Source organism: Cryobacterium sp. TMT2-42-4, assembly GCF_004402645.1.
GTDB lineage: Bacteria > Actinomycetota > Actinomycetes > Actinomycetales > Microbacteriaceae > Cryobacterium > Cryobacterium sandaracinum.
Genome location: NZ_SOFT01000024.1, coordinates 86,740 through 108,326, shown reverse-complemented (window position 1 = coordinate 108,326; position 21,587 = coordinate 86,740). Strand labels below are relative to the sequence as shown.

At 62.8% G+C, this 21,587-nt stretch carries 18 protein-coding genes; 7 read left to right on the top strand and 11 right to left on the bottom strand.

The window, feature by feature from the left end:
- The first annotated feature begins 33 nt into the window (after nt 1–33).
- From deoD to deoC, 3 genes are read left to right on the top strand one after another with little or no spacing between them, the layout of a single operon-like run.
- Entirely contained in the window at nt 34–759 is a 726-nt protein-coding gene (gene deoD, locus E3O18_RS08300; RefSeq protein ID WP_134393577.1) for a purine-nucleoside phosphorylase, read from the top strand.
- On the top strand, nt 759–2,165 hold the full coding sequence (locus E3O18_RS08295) for an MFS transporter (RefSeq protein WP_134393531.1): 1,407 nt from the start codon (nt 759–761) through the stop codon (nt 2,163–2,165). Before deoD ends, E3O18_RS08295 begins: the two co-directional genes overlap by 1 nt.
- A 9-nt stretch (nt 2,166–2,174) precedes the next feature.
- Complete coding sequence (deoC, locus tag E3O18_RS08290) at nt 2,175–2,879, top strand: deoxyribose-phosphate aldolase (protein WP_134417882.1); 705 nt, start codon at nt 2,175–2,177, stop codon at nt 2,877–2,879.
- 52 nt (nt 2,880–2,931) lie between these two features.
- Here the strand turns inward: deoC and E3O18_RS08285 are convergent, their stop codons facing one another.
- The 7 genes from E3O18_RS08285 to E3O18_RS08255 all read right to left on the bottom strand — a co-directional run bounded on the left by E3O18_RS08285 (nt 2,932) and on the right by E3O18_RS08255 (nt 13,116).
- Nucleotides 2,932–3,966: an NADPH:quinone reductase gene (locus tag E3O18_RS08285; RefSeq protein WP_134417881.1), complete on the bottom strand. Its 1,035-nt coding sequence runs from the start codon at nt 3,964–3,966 to the stop codon at nt 2,932–2,934.
- Between the two features lie 199 nt (nt 3,967–4,165).
- Nucleotides 4,166–5,452, bottom strand: a complete 1,287-nt coding sequence (locus tag E3O18_RS08280) for a hypothetical protein (protein WP_134417879.1) — start codon at nt 5,450–5,452, stop codon at nt 4,166–4,168.
- 394 nt (nt 5,453–5,846) lie between these two features.
- The gene (locus tag E3O18_RS08275) at nt 5,847–8,747 is read right to left on the bottom strand and encodes a DEAD/DEAH box helicase (RefSeq protein WP_134417878.1); all 2,901 of its coding nucleotides are present in this window, start codon (nt 8,745–8,747) and stop codon (nt 5,847–5,849) included.
- The gene (locus tag E3O18_RS08270) at nt 8,744–9,142 is read right to left on the bottom strand and encodes a (deoxy)nucleoside triphosphate pyrophosphohydrolase (protein ID WP_134417877.1); all 399 of its coding nucleotides are present in this window, start codon (nt 9,140–9,142) and stop codon (nt 8,744–8,746) included. The genes E3O18_RS08275 and E3O18_RS08270 overlap by 4 nt, the downstream gene beginning before the upstream one ends.
- Nucleotides 9,143–9,217: 75 nt before the next feature.
- A complete protein-coding gene (locus E3O18_RS08265; RefSeq protein WP_166784903.1) occupies nt 9,218–11,950 on the bottom strand; it encodes a UvrD-helicase domain-containing protein in 2,733 nt (910 codons plus the stop codon).
- Nucleotides 11,951–11,978: 28 nt separating this feature from the next.
- Nucleotides 11,979–12,341 carry a hypothetical protein gene (locus tag E3O18_RS08260; protein ID WP_134417875.1) on the bottom strand — a complete coding sequence of 121 codons (363 nt, stop codon included), beginning with the start codon at nt 12,339–12,341 and terminating at the stop codon, nt 11,979–11,981.
- Nucleotides 12,342–12,423: 82 nt separating this feature from the next.
- Entirely contained in the window at nt 12,424–13,116 is a 693-nt protein-coding gene (locus E3O18_RS08255) for a zinc ribbon domain-containing protein (RefSeq protein WP_134417874.1), read from the bottom strand.
- A 116-nt stretch (nt 13,117–13,232) separates the two neighbouring features.
- Here E3O18_RS08255 and E3O18_RS08250 point away from each other — a divergent pair, with 116 nt between their 5' ends.
- Complete coding sequence (locus E3O18_RS08250) at nt 13,233–14,078, top strand: uracil-DNA glycosylase (protein ID WP_134417872.1); 846 nt, start codon at nt 13,233–13,235, stop codon at nt 14,076–14,078.
- Nucleotides 14,079–14,119: 41 nt separating this feature from the next.
- Here E3O18_RS08250 and E3O18_RS08245 read toward each other — a convergent pair whose 3' ends face one another.
- Entirely contained in the window at nt 14,120–14,623 is a 504-nt protein-coding gene (locus tag E3O18_RS08245; protein WP_134417871.1) for a cupin domain-containing protein, read from the bottom strand.
- Nucleotides 14,624–14,874: 251 nt separating this feature from the next.
- On the opposite strand from E3O18_RS08245, the gene alr reads away from it, so the two are divergent.
- Complete coding sequence (alr, locus tag E3O18_RS08235; RefSeq protein WP_241978151.1) at nt 14,875–16,041, top strand: alanine racemase; 1,167 nt, start codon at nt 14,875–14,877, stop codon at nt 16,039–16,041.
- A 20-nt stretch (nt 16,042–16,061) separates the two neighbouring features.
- On the opposite strand, the gene E3O18_RS08230 is transcribed toward alr, so the two are convergent.
- Nucleotides 16,062–17,270 carry a PucR family transcriptional regulator gene (locus E3O18_RS08230; protein WP_134398297.1) on the bottom strand — a complete coding sequence of 403 codons (1,209 nt, stop codon included), beginning with the start codon at nt 17,268–17,270 and terminating at the stop codon, nt 16,062–16,064.
- Nucleotides 17,271–17,566: 296 nt separating this feature from the next.
- On the opposite strand from E3O18_RS08230, the gene ald reads away from it, so the two are divergent.
- The gene (gene ald, locus E3O18_RS08225) at nt 17,567–18,703 is read left to right on the top strand and encodes an alanine dehydrogenase (RefSeq protein ID WP_134417869.1); all 1,137 of its coding nucleotides are present in this window, start codon (nt 17,567–17,569) and stop codon (nt 18,701–18,703) included.
- A 127-nt stretch (nt 18,704–18,830) separates the two neighbouring features.
- The gene (cycA, locus tag E3O18_RS08220; RefSeq protein ID WP_134417868.1) at nt 18,831–20,297 is read left to right on the top strand and encodes a D-serine/D-alanine/glycine transporter; all 1,467 of its coding nucleotides are present in this window, start codon (nt 18,831–18,833) and stop codon (nt 20,295–20,297) included.
- Between the two features lie 49 nt (nt 20,298–20,346).
- Here the strand turns inward: cycA and E3O18_RS08215 are convergent, their stop codons facing one another.
- Together E3O18_RS08215 and E3O18_RS08210 are read right to left on the bottom strand one after the other, a co-directional pair.
- Nucleotides 20,347–20,739, bottom strand: a complete 393-nt coding sequence (locus E3O18_RS08215) for a hypothetical protein (protein WP_134398294.1) — start codon at nt 20,737–20,739, stop codon at nt 20,347–20,349.
- 315 nt (nt 20,740–21,054) lie between these two features.
- On the bottom strand, nt 21,055–21,507 hold the full coding sequence (locus E3O18_RS08210; RefSeq protein ID WP_134417867.1) for a hypothetical protein: 453 nt from the start codon (nt 21,505–21,507) through the stop codon (nt 21,055–21,057).
- Nucleotides 21,508–21,587 lie beyond the last annotated feature (80 nt).

Genomic DNA, 21,587 nt, shown 5'->3' with positions numbered 1-21,587 from the left:
TCAACCACCACGAGGGTCGGATCACCGTTAACGATGAAGGGTCTGTATCCCCCCACGAGCAGCACGCCGCACATTGATCCGAAAGGGGTGGACATCGCCGAGACGATCCTCCTTCCGGGGGACCCGCTGCGAGCAAAATTCATCGCCGAGACCTACTTCGACGACATCCGGTGCTTCAACGAGGTTCGTAACATGTTGGGCTTTACGGGCACTTACCGGGGGCGTCCCGTGTCCGTGATGGGCACGGGTATGGGCATCCCCTCCATCTCGCTCTATAGCTATGAGCTGATCCACTTTTTCGGGGTCAAGAACCTGATCCGGGTGGGCAGCTGCGGCGCCATGCAGAAGAACATGGAGCTCTACGACGTAGTTATCGCCCAGGGCGCGTCGACCGACTCCAACTACCTGCACCAGTTCAACCTGCCCGGTTCATGGGCGCCGCTGTCGTCGTACAGGCTGCTCGAGCACGCCAAACGGATCGCCGACGAGCGCGGTCAACGCACCCACGTGGGCAATGTGCTCTCGTCCGACCTGTTCTACGGCGCCGATCCGGACGCCATGGGGAAGTGGATGAAGATGGGCATCCTGGCCGCCGAGATGGAGTCGGCAGGGCTGTTCGCCAACGCCGCGGCCGGGGGCGTCGATGCGCTTGGCATCTTCACTGTTAGCGACCAGCTCGTCACCAACGCCAAGACCACCCCCGAGGAACGGCAGACCGCCTTCACCGGAATGATCGAAATCGCGCTGGAACTGATCTGATGAGCAACGCGAGTCACGCCAAGCGTCCAACCCCGGCCTTCACACCGACCCGGGCCGTTCCTATCCTGCTGTTCCTCTTCGTGTTTTCGCTGGTGCTGGACAACGGCTTCAAGTTCATGTCGCCGGCGCTGGCGCAGGACCTCAACCTGCCCGTCAACACCGTCAGCCTGCAAGCCACGCTGACCGGCATCCTGATCGGTATCGGTGCCGTAGTTTACGCCGCGCTGGCCGACTCGATCAGTATCCGGAAACTCATCATTTTCGCGATCCTCGTGATGACGATCGGGTCGATCGTCGGCTTCATCTTCCAGGCCAACTTCTGGCTGGTCCTGGTCGGCCGGCTGATCCAGACCGCCGGCTTGGCGGCCGCCGAGACCCTCTACGTGATCTACGTCACCAAGCATTTCAGGGGCGACGAGCAGAAGAAGTACCTGGGCTTCAGCACCGCAGCCTTCCAACTGTCGCTACTGATCGGCACCGTCGGCAGCGGCTTCATCGCCACCTACATCGGCTGGGCGGCCTTCTTCCTGGTCACGTTGCTTTCCCTGCTGACCATCCCGCTCGTGCTCCGCACGGTTGCTGCGGAGGAAACGAACGACAGCCACGTGGACGTGCTCGGGCTTTTCCTGATCGCGGTGTTCGCCACCGGCATCATCCTGTTCATGCAGAACTTCAACCCGTGGTACCTGGTGCCAGTCATCGCGGGGCTGATCCTGTTCATCTGGCACATCCGAACCAACGACAACGCCGTGATCACCATCGCGTTCTTCGCCAACGCACAATACTCGCTGATGATCAGCGTGGTATTCGTCATCTACACGGTCCAGCTCGGCTACACGTTCCTCTTCCCATTCCTGGTATCCGACATCTACGGCTACAACCTGGGTGAGGTCTCCCTGCTGCTGATCCCCGGCTACATCGCCGCCGTGATCGTCGGCTCGGCCACCGGCAAAATCGCCCGGTTCCTCACCTCCAAGCAGGCCATCACCACGGCGTTGATCGTGATCACCGCCTCGATGCTGATCCCGGCTCTGGTGGTGGACAAGTGGATCGGGATCTTCGTGATCTCGATGGTCTTGTTCGGCATGGGCTTCGCGTTGATGTACGGCCCACTCGTATCGACCGCCATTGGGCGGGTGCCGGTCGAGAAATCCGGTATCGCCATCGGCTTCTACAACCTCACCATCAACATGGCAGTGCCGATCGGCATCGCCTACACCGCAACCCTGATGGACCTGAAGCCCAACCTGCTCGGGGGCATCACCGGCACCGACCAGGCAGCCTCTTACGGAACGGTGTTGCTGATTCTCGCGGCGGTCGCCGCCCTCGGACTGGTGCTCTACCGCGCCTTCATCGTGGTCCTGGAGCGCCAAGGCGAACCCGCACCCGAACCCGTAACCAACTAAGGACATACCATGATTTCGACCTCCACCCTCTCCCTCAGCTCCGCGATCGTCGCCCAGCACATCGACCACACCCTCCTCAAGCCCGAGGCCACCGCAGCAGACGTGACCGCACTCATCGCCGAGGCCATCAGGCTCGGCACCTACTCGATCTGTGTCTCCCCGTCGATGCTGCCGCTCTGCATCCCCGCCGGCTCCGACCTCAAGGTCGCGGTCGTCTGCGGCTTCCCCAGCGGCAAGCACCACAGCGCTATCAAGGCCGCCGAGGCCGCCCTCGCCATCGAGCAGGGCGCGGACGAGGTCGACATGGTCATCGACATCGGTGCCGTCAAGGCCGGCCGGTTCGCGGACGTGCAGGCCGATATCGCGGCCGTTCGTGTAGGCGTCCCCGCACCGAAGGTGCTCAAGGTGATCATCGAATCCGCCGCGCTGACCGACGCCGAGATCGTCGGCGCGTGCCAGGCATCCGTCGCCGCGGGGGCCGATTTCGTCAAGACCTCGACCGGTTTTCACCCCGCCGGCGGGGCGACCGTGCACGCCGTTCGCCTGATGAAGCAGACCGTGGGCGACCGGGCCGAAGTCAAGGCCTCGGGCGGTGTGCGAACCTTTAACGATGCCCTGGCCATGATCGAAGCCGGCGCCACCCGCCTCGGCGTCTCCGGTAGCGCCGCGCTGCTCTCCGGTGCGTCTTCGGCCGAAGGCGCTGGCAGCTACTGACAACCGGCCGGGCTCGCACATTCCATCTTGTGTAAGCCCGGCGCGCATGTTCTTACCGGCCCACCGAGACGTCGATCAGCACCTTCCCGACAACGCCGCTCTCGACCAGGGCATGCGCGTCCGCCGTGTGCGCGAGATCGGTGCGGTGCAAAGGCAACCCTGCCTCCTCCCCCACGCCCAGCGCGCCGTCGACGAGGGCCGCGGTGATGTCCTCGGCCGCCGCCCGAATCACGTCGGCCCCCACCGTGTAGAGCAATACGAACTGGTAGCGCACGTTGAGGCTGAAGTGCTGGCGCACGTCGAGCGTCTCCTGGTCGCCGCCGTTGTTGGCATAGACCGCGATCGACCCGCGATTGCGGATGACGGCCAGGTCGAGCGGCGCATTCTGGGCCGGTGCGACCTCCACGATCAGGTCCACCCCCTCCGGCGCGATCGCCCGAATCTGGTCGACGATGTCCGGGTCGGTGTAGGTGAGCACGTGCTGCGCGCCGGCGGCCGTGGCGAGCGCCGCTTTCGCCGGACCGCTCACGGTCGTGACAACGGATGCCCCCGCCCACCGAGCCAGCTGGATCGCCGCGTGCCCGACCGCACCTGCTCCGCCGGCCACGAGCACGACCTTGCCGGTCAATGCACCCGGGTGCAGCCGCCGCGGGCCGTCTTCGGCCACCGTCAGCGCGCGGTACGCCGTGATCGCCGGCACGCCGAGGCTCGCGCCCTGGTCGAAGCTCGCATTCGCCGGCAGCAAGACGACGCGCTCCGCCGGAAGCACCGCGTATTCCTGCGCCGTGCCGCTGTGCGCACGTTGGTACGCGGCCAGTGCCAGCCACACCCGGTCGCCCACCGCGACGTGCGCCACGCCGACGCCGACCGCTTCCACAATGCCGGCGCCGTCCTGGCCGGGCACGACGTCGTCGAACGCGAGCGCCTCGCCCGGTGCCGAGCCGCGGCGAGACTTCCAGTCGGTGGGGTTCACGCCGCTGACCACGATCCGCACCCGCACCTCGCCGGCTCCGGGTTCTGTCACCGGCCGATCGACGAGCTGGAGCACGGACGGGTCACCGGTCTGGCTGTACACAATTGACTTCATGTCAGGGGTAACGCGGGTGGGGGCGGAATGTTTCCCACGGTGCCGATTGCACTCCCCGCGGCACAGGTGCCGGCAACCCGGCTCCGGACCCATGCTCGCCGAACGCGGCATTCACCATGACTATGACGACCTCGACCCCTCCGAGCGGGCGCAACCGCGACCCCCACCGAGCCAGGCTGTGGCGCCCCAACCGTCGCCCTCAGCTGTGCCAGTGATTACGGTTCTGAACTACCCCATCAATTCCAAGATCCTGCCAAACGGCTTCCGACAACCAATCCGAGTGGGAAAACCAACTGACCGGTGATGGCTCGTGTACGACAAAGTTGCTGGAATGGAAGTATCCATTTGAGGCCCTCCCAGACAGCCAAGGGAGTGGAAATCTTGAGGCGATCCAGTCCGCGAGGATCGCGTAGTCCATGTGCGTTCGCAGCGCGACAGCACCGCCTGTATTCCCGTTAATGGTGGCCCATGAATGGCGGCTGCGCACTAATGCTGGAGTGCTCAGGAGCACGAGGAATCTGACCTGCAGACCCTGCTCGATGGCTGACAATGCTACGTTGCCGCCGTGGCTGTGTGCATACAAGACGTCCAGTGGCTGGCCGTCGTTGGCTCGGTAGTTCCACTCGACGAGTTCCTCGGCCGCACGGTCCCTGTCTGAAGCCCGATACCGGCCAGACCACCGAAATGCTCCCTCAGCCTGTCCGTACAGCCCAGGAGAATGATCGCGGGCAAGGTATCGATAGAATTCGCTGTTCGGTGCGAGCGGGGACTTGCCATAGGGCGAGAACGTTCCGTGCACCCCAATGCCGAGGTCAGCCCGAGGCATGTGGATTGGCGAACTGCGCCGGGCCCGGGGGACTTGTTGCGGGGGTTCGAGCGCCTCCAGCATTAGTTGAGCAACAGCCCGGGCGCGGGGGTCATTTGAGCGGTTTCCCTCAAGTAAGACGCGAACGAGCCCGTACGGAAGTTCATCGATCGTGCTACCGGCAGACAATTCGAGCAACACGAAAGATCCTGCGGAAGACACTCTGACAAGCTCTGCCTCATCGTCCATGCCTTCGTGAACCAGCTCAATAGCTGCTTCGGTGTCACCCTCGCTGGCCGCATTCCACAGCTCCCGGTCGTTCCGCTTGGCTCCCGACTTCTCTCGAAGCTTTCGCACTGCATCACGGTCAGCCATACCGCCGTCGACTAACAGCGAAGCTAATCGTGGCACGCGGAGGTCCGCTGTCTCCAATAGATACTCGGACACGACCTCTTCACTCGGTAGGGAGCTGCCTGCGTCGACGAATCTCGTCTTGTCAGGCCGCGTGAGTTGCTCTGTAATCGACATGATTTGAGTAGCTCGCGACACGTCGTTTCGGCCATTCTTCTCTTCGAAAGCTTCCCGCCCGGCTTCGCTATGACCAAACACTGGATCAAAAATCATTGAGCCCCCGCCCGCCTCAATGTGGACTGAAAATCCACGACTCGCTTCAAATTCCATGATGGCAGAACTGCAGAACAATAGTCGACACATGGTCACGCAGGTACACCTCAATCCAAGCGACCCGCGCCTTCAATATCTCCACAAGCCCCGTGGGGTGACAGTTCGGAAGCTCATAACGAGGTTTGACAAGGAGCATGTGTCGGAAAGGCAGGTGGCTTCTGCAGTTTGGCGGTGGGGTGGCGCCGTCCGTCGCAGACCGGACCTCGACCATAGCTACTGCAGCTCTGGATCACGGCTACGTCAGCCTCCACGGATCGCGCCACTTTTGCTGATGTGCATTGCTATGGATGCACTCTCGCACCTCGGGCAGACCATGGAATCGAGAGCCTCACCGATGGCCTCGGTGCACGCAATCCCGAGTCCCGGATAAGTGCCCTGCGAGACGAGGCTCTTAGGCTGCCGAAGCCGAAGCCGCAAAGTACTCGTAGAGGCTCGACTCGATTGGGCTGGCCAGGCCAAGGGTCATGGAGACCACATCATGCCCACTCTCTCCGGACATCTTTGTCTGGCGAGCCTCCTGAGATTTGGCTCTGCCGAGATAGTAGAAGTCAGTGCCTTCCGCATCGTCTTTCTTGGCGAAGACATGCAGCGGAAGCCGATTCTCAACGATGGCTTTCACCTCGCCACTCGCGAGCGTTCGTCTGCTGCGGGTATACCAAGTCAAGGTTGATGGATTGAGGAACTCATCCTCATACTTCGTGCTCTCGGACACGTCTGACCCTTTGTGGTAAGTCACAAAAATCGGGCAACTATTAGAGAAGTAGTCGACCTTATATCCGTAGATGGTGCTCTGTTGGTTCGACTGCCAATTGAGCAAACGACAGACGTCCTTGCGAGAGTAGCGCTGCCCCACTTCCAGCTCCCCGCTCCACTTGTAGCGGTGGCGCGCAAGATACAGTCCCGTGTCAACGACATCGCGAACGTGCATTTTGAAAAGCGGATCTGCATCCCATGCCACCGCGAATTTTTCGCTCAGACGATATACGCCATCGTCAAGGGAAATAATCGGGGCTGAGCCATACTTGGCTGCTTCGGCTTCGGTGAAGAAAGTCAGGCTCACTACGGCCAGGACAGAACTGAGAGTCGCCTGATCATTGGCCAGGCCGCTTACCCCGAGCGCAGCTTGATAGCCCTCGATCGTCACTCCGCCAGAACGCGACAGGAGCTTGTCGAGAAGCAGTAGCTCGTGGGGTCGCTTTCCGTTGAGCAGTTCTCCGGAGAGGAACGTTAGGAAAGCATCCTCGAACTCCCCGGCCGTGGCATCCGTTGCCCCGACCTTGTTGAGAAATCTCCAGTAGTTCTTCTGCTTGGTCGCAATGACCGTCGGGTCGACGGTGTCGAAGCGTGCGAAGTCCATGAGCAGCGGTGATCGACCGAGGCGGTTCTTGAGGTCGACGAAGGCCTTCTTCAGGTTCGACATGCTGTCAAGTGTTGTGGTCGCGAGGGAAGCGAAGATCTTCTCTCTAGATATCGCGTCAAAGTTGACACTTGAGAGACCAGCTATCGCCCCAGCTTCTTGCGCATCGATGATCTTCTTGCGGATCGAATCCTTGTTAAGAGTGCTGTCACCGAAAAGCGCGATGGGGATCAGGTAGTTGTTGTCATAGTTGCCAATGAAATCGATCACGACGAGGTGGTCTTTGCCAGCAGCCTTGCGAAGCCCGCGACCCAACTGCTGGGTGAACACGATGCTCGATAGGGTCTGCCGGAGCATCACCACTTGATTCACCGAGGGGATGTCGATGCCTTCGTTGAAGATATCGACAGTCGCGATGTAGTCAAGCTCACCGCGCGCCAGCATCTGCACGGCCAGCTCGCGCTCCTCGACCGAGTTCTTCCCGCTCAACGCGCGTGTTCGAAGTTGCTGCCCGTGGACATCCCGCTGGTTGAGGATTCCAGAGAGCTCAGCAGCCTCGGCATTCTTGCTGCAGAAGATCAACCCTTTGACCGGCACACCTGCATGGCCATATTTTTCGATGGTGGACACGAGATGGTCGACGCGCTCAGACGCGACCAACCGGCTGAGATCCGCGACCTGATCGATGACTTCGCCATTCGATTTCACGTAGTCGGTGACCCCGTAGTAGTGGAACGGCGCCAACATGTCGGCTTCAAGCGCCTTCTGCAAACGGATTTCGTAAGGCACGTTGAAGTCGAACAGCTCAAACACGTTGAACTCATCGGTGCGCTCCGGAGTCGCTGTCATCCCGAGCAGGAACGCCGGCTCAAGGTGATCGATCAGCGTGCGGTAGCTCGCGGCGCCAGCGCGGTGGACTTCGTCGACCAGCACGTAGTCAAAGGCGTCGGGCGCAATTGCGAGCAGATTCTCTGGACGGGAAAGCGATTGAATCGATGCGAACACATAGCGTCGATCGAGCTCTTTCTTCGACCCAACGAACTTGCCGAAGTCACTGTCCGGGGCATCGAGCACGCGCTTGAACTCATCAATCGCCCGGTCCAAAATCTGCTCGCGGTGAACGACGAACAACATTCGTTCGGGCGCGTACGCCCGAACGTCCAGCGCGGAGAGGATGGTCTTTCCTGTCCCTGTGGCCGAAATTACGACGGCACGGCTCTCCCCAGCATCCCGCAAAGCCTGAATCTCAGCGAGGGCTTCTACCTGCATTGAATTTGGGAGGATCACTCCCTCCGGTAGCGAATCACCGAGCGGTTCAACCCCTGTTGTGGACCGGAGCGGGTTGTGAGGCTGCAGAATCCACGTGAGTGCGTACTCATCGATCCACGCCCGCGTCAAGGCGGTCGAAGCATCCCTATGCACTTGCACGGCGCACGTGAGTTGCTGCACGATGTCACCATCGGGCAGAGCAGAAAAGCGCAGATTCCACTCCTGGTTCTTCAGCAACGCCGAGGCCGTCAAGTTGGAGCTGCCGACGATCGCCGTGGTGCTCGACTCCTGCTCGAATATGTACCCTTTCGCGTGGAACCCAGCAGCGGAGTCCGGATAGACGAAGACGTCGATGCCATCGAGGTTGAGAAGCTCACGGAACGCGGCAGGCGAGTTGAATCCGAGATACGTGGAGGTGATGATCGTGCCCGTTCCTCGGTAATCGAGGAGTGCCTGTTTGAGCAGGGCGATCGCGCTTGGCGTGATGAATGCGACCGAGAACACGAAGTTGCGCGACCGCTTGAGCTCATCAAGGATTGCTTTGAGCATTGTCTGGCCATTGGCGTTCGATACAAGAGTGGGATGGAAGACCTGGTCAGCCTTGACGCTTGAATCCAAGAATCCAAAAGCATTGTCGAGCGTTAGTTGACTGCGAGTCTCACTCAAACCAGGAAGTCTTTCATCACACGCGCGACTGCGGGGATGTCGGCGGGCGCCCACTCAAGCTGATCAAGCTCAGCGGCTTGCACCCAGCGAATCTCCGAGTGCTCAGTCAAACGAGGTTCCTTGCCAATCAGCGAGCAGTAGTAGGTGGTGAGGATGACGATGCCAAAGTCATACTCATGCTCGGTGGTTTCGATATGCTCGCCAATTTCTGCGGAGCAGAGGAGCTCTTCTTCGAGTTCGCGCAGTAGTGCTTCCTGAGGCGACTCGTTCGACTCAATCTTGCCTCCCGGAAACTCCCACATGCCGGGCAACGACATTGTCGAGCTCCGCTGTGCCGCGAGGATAGTTGCGCCTCTAGTGAGGACGGCGCCGACGACTTCGATTCTCTTCTTCAAGTGCTCACTCCGTTGCTTGGCCGTCGATGCGTATTGCCAGCTTATCTAGCGGTGGGGACACCCTCAGGGCCGGATTCATACCAGTGCGAGCGTGCTCTTGCAGCGCGGATACCGCCGGCAGCCCAGGAACGCCCCGCGCTTGCTGGTGCGCTCGACCATGAACGCCCGGCCGCACCGGGGGCAGACGACGGAATCGAGCGGCTCGCCGATGGCGTTGGTGCGCACGATCTGGTGGTCCCGAATCAGTTCCATCAGGAACGGAGACTCCCTGTTCTTGACGGTGAAGAGCAGCACACCTCGCCGAGCGCGCGTCATGGCCACATAGAAAAGTCGCCGCTCCTCGGCCCGTGTGAAGTCCTCGGCAGCGGGCATCGCCATCCGTAGGACCGGATCGTTCGGAATGGTGCTCGGAAAGCCCCACTTGCCCGAGACCATGCCCGGGATCACGATGTAGTCCGCCTCGGCGCCTTTCGAGGCGTGGATGGTCATGAACTTGACGTCGAGCAGGTCGTTGAGGTCGCGACAATCCGGCACGCAGTCGATCTGGTGGCGGTAACGTCCGAGGACGAACACGGTGACCTTGACACCCACAGGCTGAGGGATTCTGCCCCGGACGATCTGAGTGTGCAGCGCCTTCAGCCGGTAGTGGATGGCTGCCTTCACGGCGTTGTCGGTGTCGACCGAGACGGCACTGATCGTCGGCGGGAACTCCGCGGTCGAGGACACGACCCGCTTGACCAGCTGGCTGGGGTTCTGCAACACGAACGTGCTGGAGACATCCGCTATCGATTGAGGAAAACGGAACGTGCGCTCGAGCCGCAGCACCTCACTCGGCCCGAACAGGTGCTCGAAGTCGGTCATCACCGACAGGTCGGCGCCGGCGAACCGGTTGATGCTCTGCCAGTCGTCACCGACGGCGAACAGGTGACGGCCGGGCTGGGCGACGAGGGCGCGGGCGAGCCTGGCCCGGGCGTGGCTGGCGTCCTGGAACTCGTCGACCATGACCAGCTCGTAGGGGCTCTCCCAGTCGCCGGCCTCCAGGTGCTCGGCGGACAGGTTGAGCATGTCCTCGAAGTCGATGCAGCCCTCGGCGGCGAGCTTCTTGTCCCATTCGCGCCGGATCGGGGCGAACAGGCGCAGGAACGCGGCGTCGCGGAAGCGCAGCTCACCATGCGACTGCGCCTCGAGGCGATCCCGCAGCTGGTCGTCGCTCAGGCGATTGCTCTTCGCGTGGGTGAGGAACGAGCGGAACGTCTGAAGCAAGCGCCCATAGTCAGTGGGTGCCTGCCCGGCCAGTAGCCGCTCAGGGTTGGCCTGCAAACGGATGCCGCGCGCGGTCAGCTCCTTCTCCAGATGGCTGAGGCCCTCACCGCTCCACAGCTGGGCCATCGTCGTCTCCAGAAGCGTGGTGCCGTGGTGGCGGTGGGTCTCGCGCTTCCACTGCATGCCGTCGAGGTAGCCGACGAACTCTTCCGGGGCCTCCCCGTTCTCGTCGACCGCCCAATGTTCGTGGTACGCGTCGATCTGTGGGTAGTAGAAGTCCGGGTGGTACTGCCGGTGCTCGGAGTCGGCCAGGTCGACCTCGTAGGAGCGTTCGTAGACGTACTCGACGCTGTTGAAGTAGAGCCAGTCGGCGATCATCCGTTCGCCGGTGCTTCTGACCTGCTCGCCCTGGGCCGTGCGGAAGGCAGTCGGCTTGTCCGTTTCGCTGGCCTCTGCGTCAGGGTCGGGATAGTCGCGAGCGAGCACCGCCCGGAAGAAGTCCCAGTGCAGGCGGAAGGGCGGGTTGGTCGCACGGAGGACGTCGACGATCCGGCCCAGCTGGACGAGGTCTCCCCCGTCGAGCCAAGGAGCCAACGACGACTTGCGGCCGGTGGCCTGCCCGATGATCTCGAGGCCAAATGCGTGGAACGTCTTTGCGACGACCTTGTCGGCATCCAGCCCCAGGGGCGCCAGCCGTTCCTGGGTGCGAGCACCCAGCTCCTTCGCCGCTGCATTGTTGAACGCCAGCATCAGGATCTTGTCGGCCGGAATCAGGTTGCGGTGCAGCGCGTAGCCGGCTTTGGCGACCATCGTCGAGGTCTTGCCGGATCCGGCTGCGGCGACGACGAGCATCCGGTTGTCGAAGCAGACGACCGCGCGCGCCTGCTCGAGTGTGAGGGGCGATTTTTCGACGGTCTCGAAGAACTCGTGGCACTCGTCGAGTTCGGCCTCGAGGTGGCGCTCGTTCTGGGCGGCCATGAACGCGGGAAGGTCCTCACGCCAGATCTTGACCGTCTCTGTGGCGACCGCGGAGAGGGCTTCGATGTGCGGCTGCAGATCGGGGTCGTCGAGCAGCTGGCCGAAGCCGACGGCGGCTTTGCGCGCAGCCCAGTATGCGGAGAACTCGGTGGTGAGCCAGCCCTTCGTCTTAAGCTGCGCGGCGACGGCGGTGGCGAGAGCTTCGGTGAAGAGCCGCACCTGGTTGGCGGCCTGATCGAATTCGTCGACCAGTTGCAGCAGCCTGAGCACGTGCTCGGCCTCGGCTTGGGCCGCTTTGAAGGCGATCGCAAAGGATGCCGCACGCCGGTTCGGGATGCCGCGGAACCGGAAGCGCCGATCCGGGTGGTCCAGCTCGAGGTGTGACCAGACGCGACCTGCGGTCACAGTCAGGCCGCCGAACGAGCCGATGTTGCGGGCCACTGGCTCACCGTCGAGGGTGATCGTGAGCTCGGGCCAGATCAGCGTCAGTCGCCAGTCACGGGATTTCGTGAAGCGCTTGCCGAGGGCCGACGGGCGCCAGGCCTGCGGTGCGGCCGGGACAGTCACGGGCGGCTGTGCTGGGCGAAACGGACCATCACGCTGCCGCTCGCCGAGTCTTCCATAGCAGCTTCGCGGTTCGAGATAAGAACGCAAGCAGCGCCAGCGCAGTCGAAAATGTGAGCAGGTATTGGGCAACCGTAGACATGCTGCCCAGCGTCACCAAGGTCACTGAGGGGTTTTCGGTCCCGATGTGCCACAGTACATACCCGATGCCGGCAAGCACCGCCGATATGGAGAAGGCTCCCAGTAGCATTTTCGGGCCATTGCCGCGGAGAATTTGAACGATGCCATCCAAAAGAAAGGAGGCCACGAACGGCAGGAAGACCGTTCCGACGAGAATCCCGCAATACGCCACGAGCAGCCCACTGAACCCGGCCAGTACATCTTCTGAACTCACTCTTCAGTCCCCCAACTGTTTCATCAAGTCAGTTTTTAACCGTCGCAGCCTCAGCGACAGTGCCAAACACCGCAGCCTATACTCAGTCGCCCAGGTGCCACGTGTAGGAACCATCGTCCCAATTCATGGTCGCGGAGAAGCGGTATCCGCTTGCCGTGCCATCCGCATTCTCTTTGTTGATTGCGATACAGGTGAATGTCGTTGTTATGGCGGTGAGGTCATCAGTGGAGCCGCCACCCAACGGCGTGCACGATGACTTGTCGATGGGGCCGTCGAGTATTCCCTCAACAACCCGGGCCTGCGCATCCGTCGTAATGGACGCCTCAATCTCACCAACAGTTGTCATGCGCACGTCACGTTCAGCAGAATCCAAAGCTTCCTGGGCGGCCTCTTCAGCAGCCACTTTGGCGGCCACGGCTACTTCGGCGGCCTTTTCCTTCTTAGCAGCGGCCTCTTGAGCAACAACCTCGTTGTTGTGCACGACGGTCCGTGAAATGACTGCGGTCCCCCCACCCAGAACGATTAGTGCAGCAATCGCGATTGCAGCGATCTTGACTGTTTTTCGGGATGCGCGCGAGTGAACGAAGGGTTTCCCGCAGTTGGGGCAGAATGCGCCATTCGTTCTGGACTGGGTGCTGCAGTGTGCGCAAACCTTGGTAGGCACATCGCTGTCGATTGGCTGCGTACCGGGTTCCTCGCCACGTTCAGTACCAGGCTCTTGAACTGGATTGTCCTGAGCTTCGTCGTCTCGGTCGGGTGTTTCTTGGTCTGCCATAGTGCCAGCCTATGGGCGTGGAAAGTCGCAAAAGATCCAGATGAACAGCCCATTTGACCCCAGTTGGGGGCGATCCCATTCTCGGGGCAACACTCGGTCACACCTAGGCTTCAGACATGACCCGACGGATGTCCGACCCAGCATTTCGCGACGACCAGATGAGCCGAATAGACGAGCCGCAGGTGCGCGCGATCAACGCACTCTGCGATGAGCTTATGCTCGAGAAGCCACAGTTTTCGGTGCCGTACATCGCGCCCCACTACGGAGCGTCAACCGCCGTCATCCTCGCCCTATCCTCAAACCCCGGGCCACAGGCCGGCGGTGCGAAGGGCTCCGGCATGCTCTCCCGAGAGAACAACGACGGCTCGGCTGCCCGGATGAGCGACATCTACGAGACCGTGGGCCTCACCGACGACCAGATCGTGCCGTGGAACGCGTACCCGTGGCACGTGCACGAAACGCACCCGAACGGCCTGCCGAACAATCTCATTGACGACGGTCTCGATGCGCTCAAGCGCGTTCTCGACCGGCACCCCAACATCCATTCCGTCGTTGCCCATGGCGGTGACGCTCACCGGAGCGTGAAGCAGTTCATGTCGAAGAAGCGATTCGGCGCCTACGCGGATGCCCGTGGGTTGAAGGTCTGGAACACGCGCCACACCAGCAACCGGGCTTTCATCCTGCGCGAGCCGGAGAAGTCCATCGCCCTGGAGGGGGTGTGCGAGGTCTATCGCGAAGCGATGCGGCACGCCGGGCTCAAACCTATCGCCGCGCTCAAGGTCGACCTGCCCGCTCCAATGACCGGGCCTGAGCTTCGTACGGCCGCTCGGGGCGAGCTCCTCCCCCTGCTGCCGGGTGCGGTCGAAGCCGAGGCTCGGATCAGCGAGTATGTGAACGCGCTGCCGGCGCAGAGGAGCCAGCGCTTACTCGTCGAGCTTCTGCTCCGGGATCTGGCTTCGTAGGCCACGGCAAGTCTGGCCTGCACGTGAGGTGTTGCCGCAGCTCAGAACACGAGCCCGTGCCGCTGCATCAGGGGCATGGTGGCCTCGAAGTCGACCTCGCAGCCGTATTCGGCCGCCAGCGGCGGGAGCGTCACCGGGTCGTACTCGCCCCCCGGTTCGGCCAGCTGGCGGAAGAGCTGTTCGATTCCGCCAGGCACGATCAGCTCGAGCACCCGCAGAGGCTCTTCGCCGGCATTCCAGAAGGTGTGCCAGCGACCCCTCGGCTTGAAGACCAGGTCGCCCGGCGAGGCAACGACTTCGTCGCCGTCCTCGAAGACTCCGAGCCGCCCGGCAAGCACGAGACTGTATTCGTCTTCCCGGCTGTGCCGGTGGATCGGTGCCGCGAGGGTGCGCGGCGCCAGCAGGTGTTCCACGACCGCGATAGCTCCACCCGAGTCAGCACTGTCAATGAGGTACCGGTCCAGAGCGCTGGCGTCTCCGGTCGACTCGATGTCGCGGGCAGTCTTCACACGGATGCCGGCCGACCCGGCTCGGTTCACGTTCATGATTCCTCCTCCTAGTGCGGGGACAGCGGGGTTGACGCGTACAGTGCGAACGCTAGGCCGCCCCCAGCCGATTGGATACCGGGATGGCGCCCCGGTTGAGGTCATTTACAACCCGTCACGGGCGCGCTCAGGTCAGCGCAAGCGTGCTCTTGCACCGCGGATACCTGCGGCATCCCAGGAACGGCCCGCGCTCGCCGGTGCGCTCAGCCATGAACGCAGGGCCGCACCACCCGAGGGTTAGGCTGCAACGTGTGAAAGCAGCAGCCGTGCCCACCGCCACCGAACGGCTGCCGGAGCGCGCAGCCGTGATCGACCTCGACGCGATCAGACACAACGTTCGCCACCTCGTTGCGCTCGCCGCCCCAGCCCGGCTGATGGCGGTCGTCAAAGCGGACGCCTACGGTCACGGGGTTCTCCCCGTCGCTCGCGCGGCGCTCGAGGCGGGAGCGGAGTGGCTCGGCGTGGCACACATATCGGAGGCACTGGCACTCCGCGCTGCGGCCATCCCGGTGCCGGTACTGGCCTGGCTGAACACCACAGACAGCGACTTCTCCGCGGCAATCGCCGCGGACATTGATCTCGGATGCTCCGGCTGGGAGTTGCCGCTCATCGCCCTGGCCGCGCAGCAGCAGCAAAAAACCGCACGCATTCATCTCAAGATTGACACCGGTCTGGGCCGCAACGGCAGCACCCCCACGGAGTGGGCCAACCTCGTGGCCCGCGCCCGACAGGCGGAAGCCAGCGGATCTGTGACCGTCGTGGGCATCTTCTCGCACCTCGCGGTGGCCGATGAACCCGACCGCGTCGAGACCGACGAACAGGTTGCGGCATTCACGACGGCCGTTGCTGTGACGCAGGAGGCGGGGCTGAGCCCGATGCTGCGGCACCTCGCCAACAGCGCCGGCACGCTGTCCCGCCCCGACACGCACTTCGATCTGGTGCGGGCGGGGCTGGCCATCTACGGCCTGTCGCCGTTCGCCAACCAGACCTCGAACGACCTCGGATTGCGCCCGGCGATGACCTTGCGCACGCTTGTATCGGTGTGCAAAGACGTTCCCGCCGGACAGGGCGTCTCCTACGGGCTCAACTACCGCACCACGGCCCCGACCACGCTCGCCCTGATTCCATTGGGCTACGCCGACGGCATTCCACGCATCGCCACGGGAGGCCCGGTGCGAGTCAACGGCGTGACCTATCCCGTGGTCGGGCGCATCGCCATGGACCAGATGGTCATCGACCTCGGTGAGGCCGCACTCGTGGCCTCCGGCTCGTCGGTGATCGGTGCCGAAGCGGTGCTGTTCGGCCCCGGCGGCGACGACGCATCCGTTGACGAGTGGGCGGCGGCCGCCGGCACCATCAATTACGAAGTGGTCACCCGCATCAGTCCCCGCGTGCCCCGCGTCTACCGAAACGTCTGAGACCAATCCGGGCAGGCCCGTCAGAGGCGCGGACGGCCAGCCCAGCGGTCGGCCTTGAGGGCCAGGTGCAGCTCAAGGCGCGCCTGCCCGCCGAGCGGGTCGACGCCCAATGCGGAACGGATGCGTCCCAGCCGGTTGTAAATACTGGTTCGGTGCAAATGCAGGTGCTCTGCGACCTCGGCCACGGACCCGTTCTTGTCGTAGAGCATCTCGAGCACGGGCAGCAGTTCCCCGTTTCGGTCGAGTGCCCGGAGTTCGGAGAAGAGCGCTGACTCGGACGGCAACACGTCTCGACTTGCGACGGCCAGGAATTGGTAGACCCCGGTAGCGCGAAACGATACGAGCGTGCCGAGCTGGGTATCAACCCTGGCCGCTTGCACGGCGCTCCGCGCCTCGGAGTAGGCACCGGGCAGCCGTCGCAGGTCGGTGAAGGGCTCGCTCAGCCCGATCAGGGCGGGTGCAGCCACCTGCCCACCGCGGCGGGACACCTCGAACTCAAAGCGCATTCGAACCTCGGACAGGTCGAAGCCGTCAATCTCGTCGTGGAGCAGCAGAACGGCATGCGTTTCGGTGCCGGCCGAGAACAGCACGGTATTGATGCCAAGCGTGGCATAGAGTGCGGCGAGACGGTGCAGCAGGCCGCTCTTGGCGGGGTCGCGCTGCGCGTTGTCACCACGCTCGAGCAGCGCGGCGAGCCGCCAGGGTCCGCGCCCGTGCACACCAGGCCAACCGTCCACCGCCACGCCGGCATTGCGGTCCCCCAAGCACGCGGCGAGGAATTGGGCCTCGTCGGTGCGCCGCGCTTTATAATCGGCGCTGGAACGGTTGAGCAGCATCTCTGCGAGGGCGTCCATCTCCGGGCGGATGAGCCGCAGCTCACGCAGAATCACCTCGGGCGTTTGCTCGTCGTCGAGCTGGAGGACCCACAGATACCCCACCCGGAATCCACGTGCCAGCAGCGGCACGCACACGCGGCCCAACATTCCGAGGTCGGCGTTGGCCGGCACGGGCACCGGCTTCACTGCCGAGGCGATACCGTGGCTGAGCTGCCAGGCGCTGACATCGGGCGGAACAACCTTGCTCAGCAGAAAGTTCGTGCGCACTCGGTCGGCCGTGGGTTGATGCGCGCTATACGCGAGCAGCCCGCCGTCGAGGTCTTCAAGCGAGAGAGCCCGGTCAATTCGCGCGGCGATGTTGACCACTGCTTGGTCAATATCGGCCGTTTTCATAGATTCAATCTAACGGAGCAGCGTGGACGTCAGGAGACGATCGACGCACCTGGGCGCTACAGATGTCGAGCCGACTGCGGGGTGTCTGCACGATGAATCCGCCCCTGACCACCGGCCTCGGGAAAGACAAATACCTGTGTAAACGGCAATTTTCTGCCTTGTGCACCGCGCGACGGAGTTGCCCTCGGCCTCCGTTGTCCCCATGGCGGAGCCGGGGCGGCCTTTAAATCCGGATTTATCATTTTAAAGCTGACCAAAGTCGATCAGCAGGCGTCTACAAGAAGCAGGAGTTCCCCATGATCATTGGCGTTCCAACCGAAGTCAAGAACAACGAGTTCCGCGTGGCCATCACCGCCGCCGGAGTGCACGAAGCCAAGATTCACGGCCACACCGTGCTGGTACAGGCCGGCGCGGGAATCGCCTCCGGCTTCGCTGACACCGACTACGAAGCCGCCGGTGCAACCATCGTCAAGACCGCCTTCGAGGTGTGGGCCAGCGCCGACATGATCCTCAAGGTGAAAGAGCCGATCGCGGCCGAGTACTCGTACTTTCGTGAGGGCTTGATCCTCTTCACCTACCTGCACCTCGCCGCCGAGCCCGCCCTCGCCAGCGCCCTGCTCGAGTCCGGCGTGACCGCGATCGCTTACGAGACCGTGCAGAAGGCTGACCGTTCACTGCCGCTGCTTGCCCCGATGAGCGAGGTTGCCGGACGCCTCGCCGTTCAGGTCGGCGCCGCGTCGATGACCCGACCGGGTGGTGGCCCGGGCATGCTGATGGGCGGGGTGCCCGGGGTGCGGGCCGCCAAGGTGACTGTGATCGGTGCCGGCGTCGCTGGCTCCAACGCCGCCGCCATGGCCATCGGGATGGGCGCTGACGTCACCATCCTGGACATCAACATCGACCGCCTGCGCGAACTCGACGCCCAGTACGCCGGACGTCTGAAGACCATCGCCTCGAACGCCTACGAGATCAACCGTTCCGTCACCGAGGCCGACCTCGTGATCGGCTCCGTGCTGATCCCCGGCGCCAGGGCCCCCAAGCTCGTCACCAACGAGCTCGTGTCGCGCATGAAGCGGGGCTCCGTGCTCGTGGACATCGCGGTCGACCAGGGCGGCTGCTTCGAAGGCACACACGCCACAACGCACGAGAACCCCACCTTCCCCGTGCACGGTTCGATCTTCTACTGCGTCGCCAACATGCCCGGCGCCGTTCCGCAGACGTCGACCCTCGCGCTGACGAACGTGACTCTGCCCTACGCTTTGTCGATTGCCGACCGTGGCGTGCGTGCAGCATTCGAGCGGGACGCCGCCCTTGCCGGTGGCCTGAACATCGCCGCCGGAAAGGTCGCGAACCGCTCGGTCAGCGTCGCCCTCGACCTACCGCTCACGGATTGGACCGACCTCGTCTCAGAGGTCGAGCTCGCGCTGGTCTAGCAGCACTGGTCGCGGATGCCGGGTACGGCCTGATCGGTCGGCCCCGGCATCCGCGACCCACAATTTCTGCAGAGATCGGTGACCCCGACACTGTGCCCATTGCCTGGACTACAAGGAAGTATCTCCGATGTCGCAAGTGAAAACCAGCACGCATCCAGCGCCGAACGCGCAACCACACCTGGCACGATCGCTCTCGAACCGTCATATCCAGCTCATCGCCATCGGCGGTGCGATCGGAACGGGCCTGTTCATGGGCTCGGGGAAGACGATCTCCCTCGCGGGGCCGTCCGTGATCTTCGTCTATATGATCATCGGCTTCATGTTGTTCTTCGTCATGCGGGCCATGGGCGAGTTGCTGCTCTCCAACCTCGAATACAAGTCGTTCAGCGACTTCGCCGGTGACCTGCTCGGGCCGTGGGCCGCCTTCTTCACGAGCTGGACGTACTGGGTGTGCTGGATCGTCACCGCCATCGCCGAGCTGATCGCGATCGCGCTGTATACGAGCTTCTGGTGGCCCGATCTGCCGCTATGGATTCCGGCGCTCGTGGCGGTAACGATTCTGCTCGGCTTCAACCTCACGAGCGTCAAGGCGTTCGGCGAGACCGAGTTCTGGTTCGCGCTGATCAAAATCGTGGCAATTGTCACGCTTATCGTCGTGGGCCTCGTGATGGTGTTCACTCAGTTCCAGTCCCCCAACGGCACCCCGGCGAGTTTCACCAACCTGTGGAACGACGGCGGGATGTTCCCGACCGGCCCGATGGGGTTCATCGCCGGTTTCCAGCTCTCCGTGTTCGCGTTCCTCGGGGTCGAGCTCGTGGGCACCACGGCCGCCGAAGCGCAGCACCCGGAGAAGAACCTTCCCAAGGCAATCAACTCCATTCCCATTCGCATCATGCTGTTCTACGTTCTCGCCTTGATCATGATCATGACGGTCACGCCGTGGCGTGAGGTCCGCGCCGATGTGAGCCCGTTCGTGGCGATGTTCGCCCTCGCAGGGCTCGGCGGGGCCGCGGCCGTGATCAACTTCGTCGTGCTCACGAGCGCGACATCCTCAGCGAACTCCGGTCTGTATTCAACATCCAGAATGCTTTTCGGGCTGTCGGTCGAGGGCACGGCATCGGGGCGGTTCCAACGTCTGACCCGCCACAAAGTGCCGGCCAACGCCCTGCTGTTCTCGTGCATGTTCCTGCTCATATCGGCTGTGCTGCTGTATTCGAGTTCATCGATCATGGCCGTGTTCACCGTGGTGACAACAATGGCGTCGGTGCTGTTCGTCTTCGTGTGGACCATCATCGTGGTGAGCTACATCGTGTATCGCAAGCGCCGCCCGGCGCTGCACGCAGCATCCAAGTTCAAAATGCCCGGCGGCGTGTACATGAGTTATGTCCTGCTCGCGTTCTTCGTATTCCTGATCTGGGCGCTCACCCAGAAGACGGATACGCTGCAGGCGTTGGTCGTGACGCCGGTGTGGTTCATCGGGCTCGGCATCGCCTGGCTCATCATCCGCCGTCGCCCCGAAATGGCCGCTAATCAAGAACTTCACCGGGCGAGTGTCGAGGCCGATCGGGCTTTGGCGCTCGCCTTCCGCGACTGAGGGTCGAGACGAGCCGGTCAGTCCGAGGCAGCGCGGTGCTCAGCCGGCGTCACAGGGGAGACATCCGCATGTACTGCAGCCTGTCCGCCTCCCGCCGGGCGTCCCGGAGGAGCCTCACCGTTCGCAGCACGAACCCGATCAGCGCCAGCACAGTGGAGACCGCGACCAGGTAGAGGGAAACCGTGACCATGAGGGCCGGCCTCTCCATTTCCACTCCGGGGTAGCCGGCTCCGAACTGCCACAGGGCGTATCCGGCACCGGCAAGCAGAACCACCAGGCCCAGGCTGCCCAGGAACAGCTTCGGGCCGTCGCCTCGCAGAAGCTGCACGATTCCGTCCAGGAGGAACGACGCCGCGAACGGCAGACACACCGTGCCCATCAGGATCCCGCAGTGCGCCACGACCAGCGCCCCCGTTGCGAGCAACACATTATCCGAACTCACGCTTCAGTCCCCCAACTGATTGGCTTTACTGCAAAGTTCAAGCCTAGGTGGGGGCGCGCCGCAAAAGAGGGCTTTGGCCTGCTTTTTTGTCCCCAGTGGGGGTGTCCCGGCAGTGAATAGGGATGCCTGCGCCAGGTCCGGAACAGACTTCACACCGATTCGGAGGCTCCTGATTCGCCCTACCGAAGCCGTGAGGGGTCACAAATCGACCTTCAATCGACTCAGGAAGGTCGATTTGCGACCCCTCACAGCCGTCTTCAGCCACCGTGGCGGTTGGCGCTATCGAAAGTCGGTGACTTTGAGCCGCCGCTAACGTCATGGAGATGCGGCGAACACCTCGCCAAGCGTGACCAATTCGTTCCCGCCGAAGTATTTTTGTACGTCGGCGGGACATTCCACGGCAGCGATAGAAGGGGGCATATAGACATCAACCCGGTCGCCCACGAACTCGACCTCGATGCTGACGCAGACCAACACGTTGGCAACCCTCGAATTGAATCCACTTCCGGTGGAGCTTTGCCCCGATGCGGCGTAGCTAACCAGCACCTTCGGGTAGGACATTGATCGATCGACTACCGCGCCGAACGCCGCTCCGCGAGCCCAACCGGGTGTCTGTTCATCTGTGTCTTCGCGGATTGTGGCGAACGCCGGCTTGGGCCAGACGTCTCCTGTGGACACCGCATCCAAGTAGCTGTCGAGGTTGTGGCCAATGGCGCTTTCGATGGCTAGGGCGGAGACCTTCTCTATGGTGATCCTGGCCTCAAACATTGCCTCCTCTCGTATATTCGGACGCGAACCTGAGCACGCCGAAAGAGGGAGGATCAGGCACAAAACGAGAGCGGTCTCAA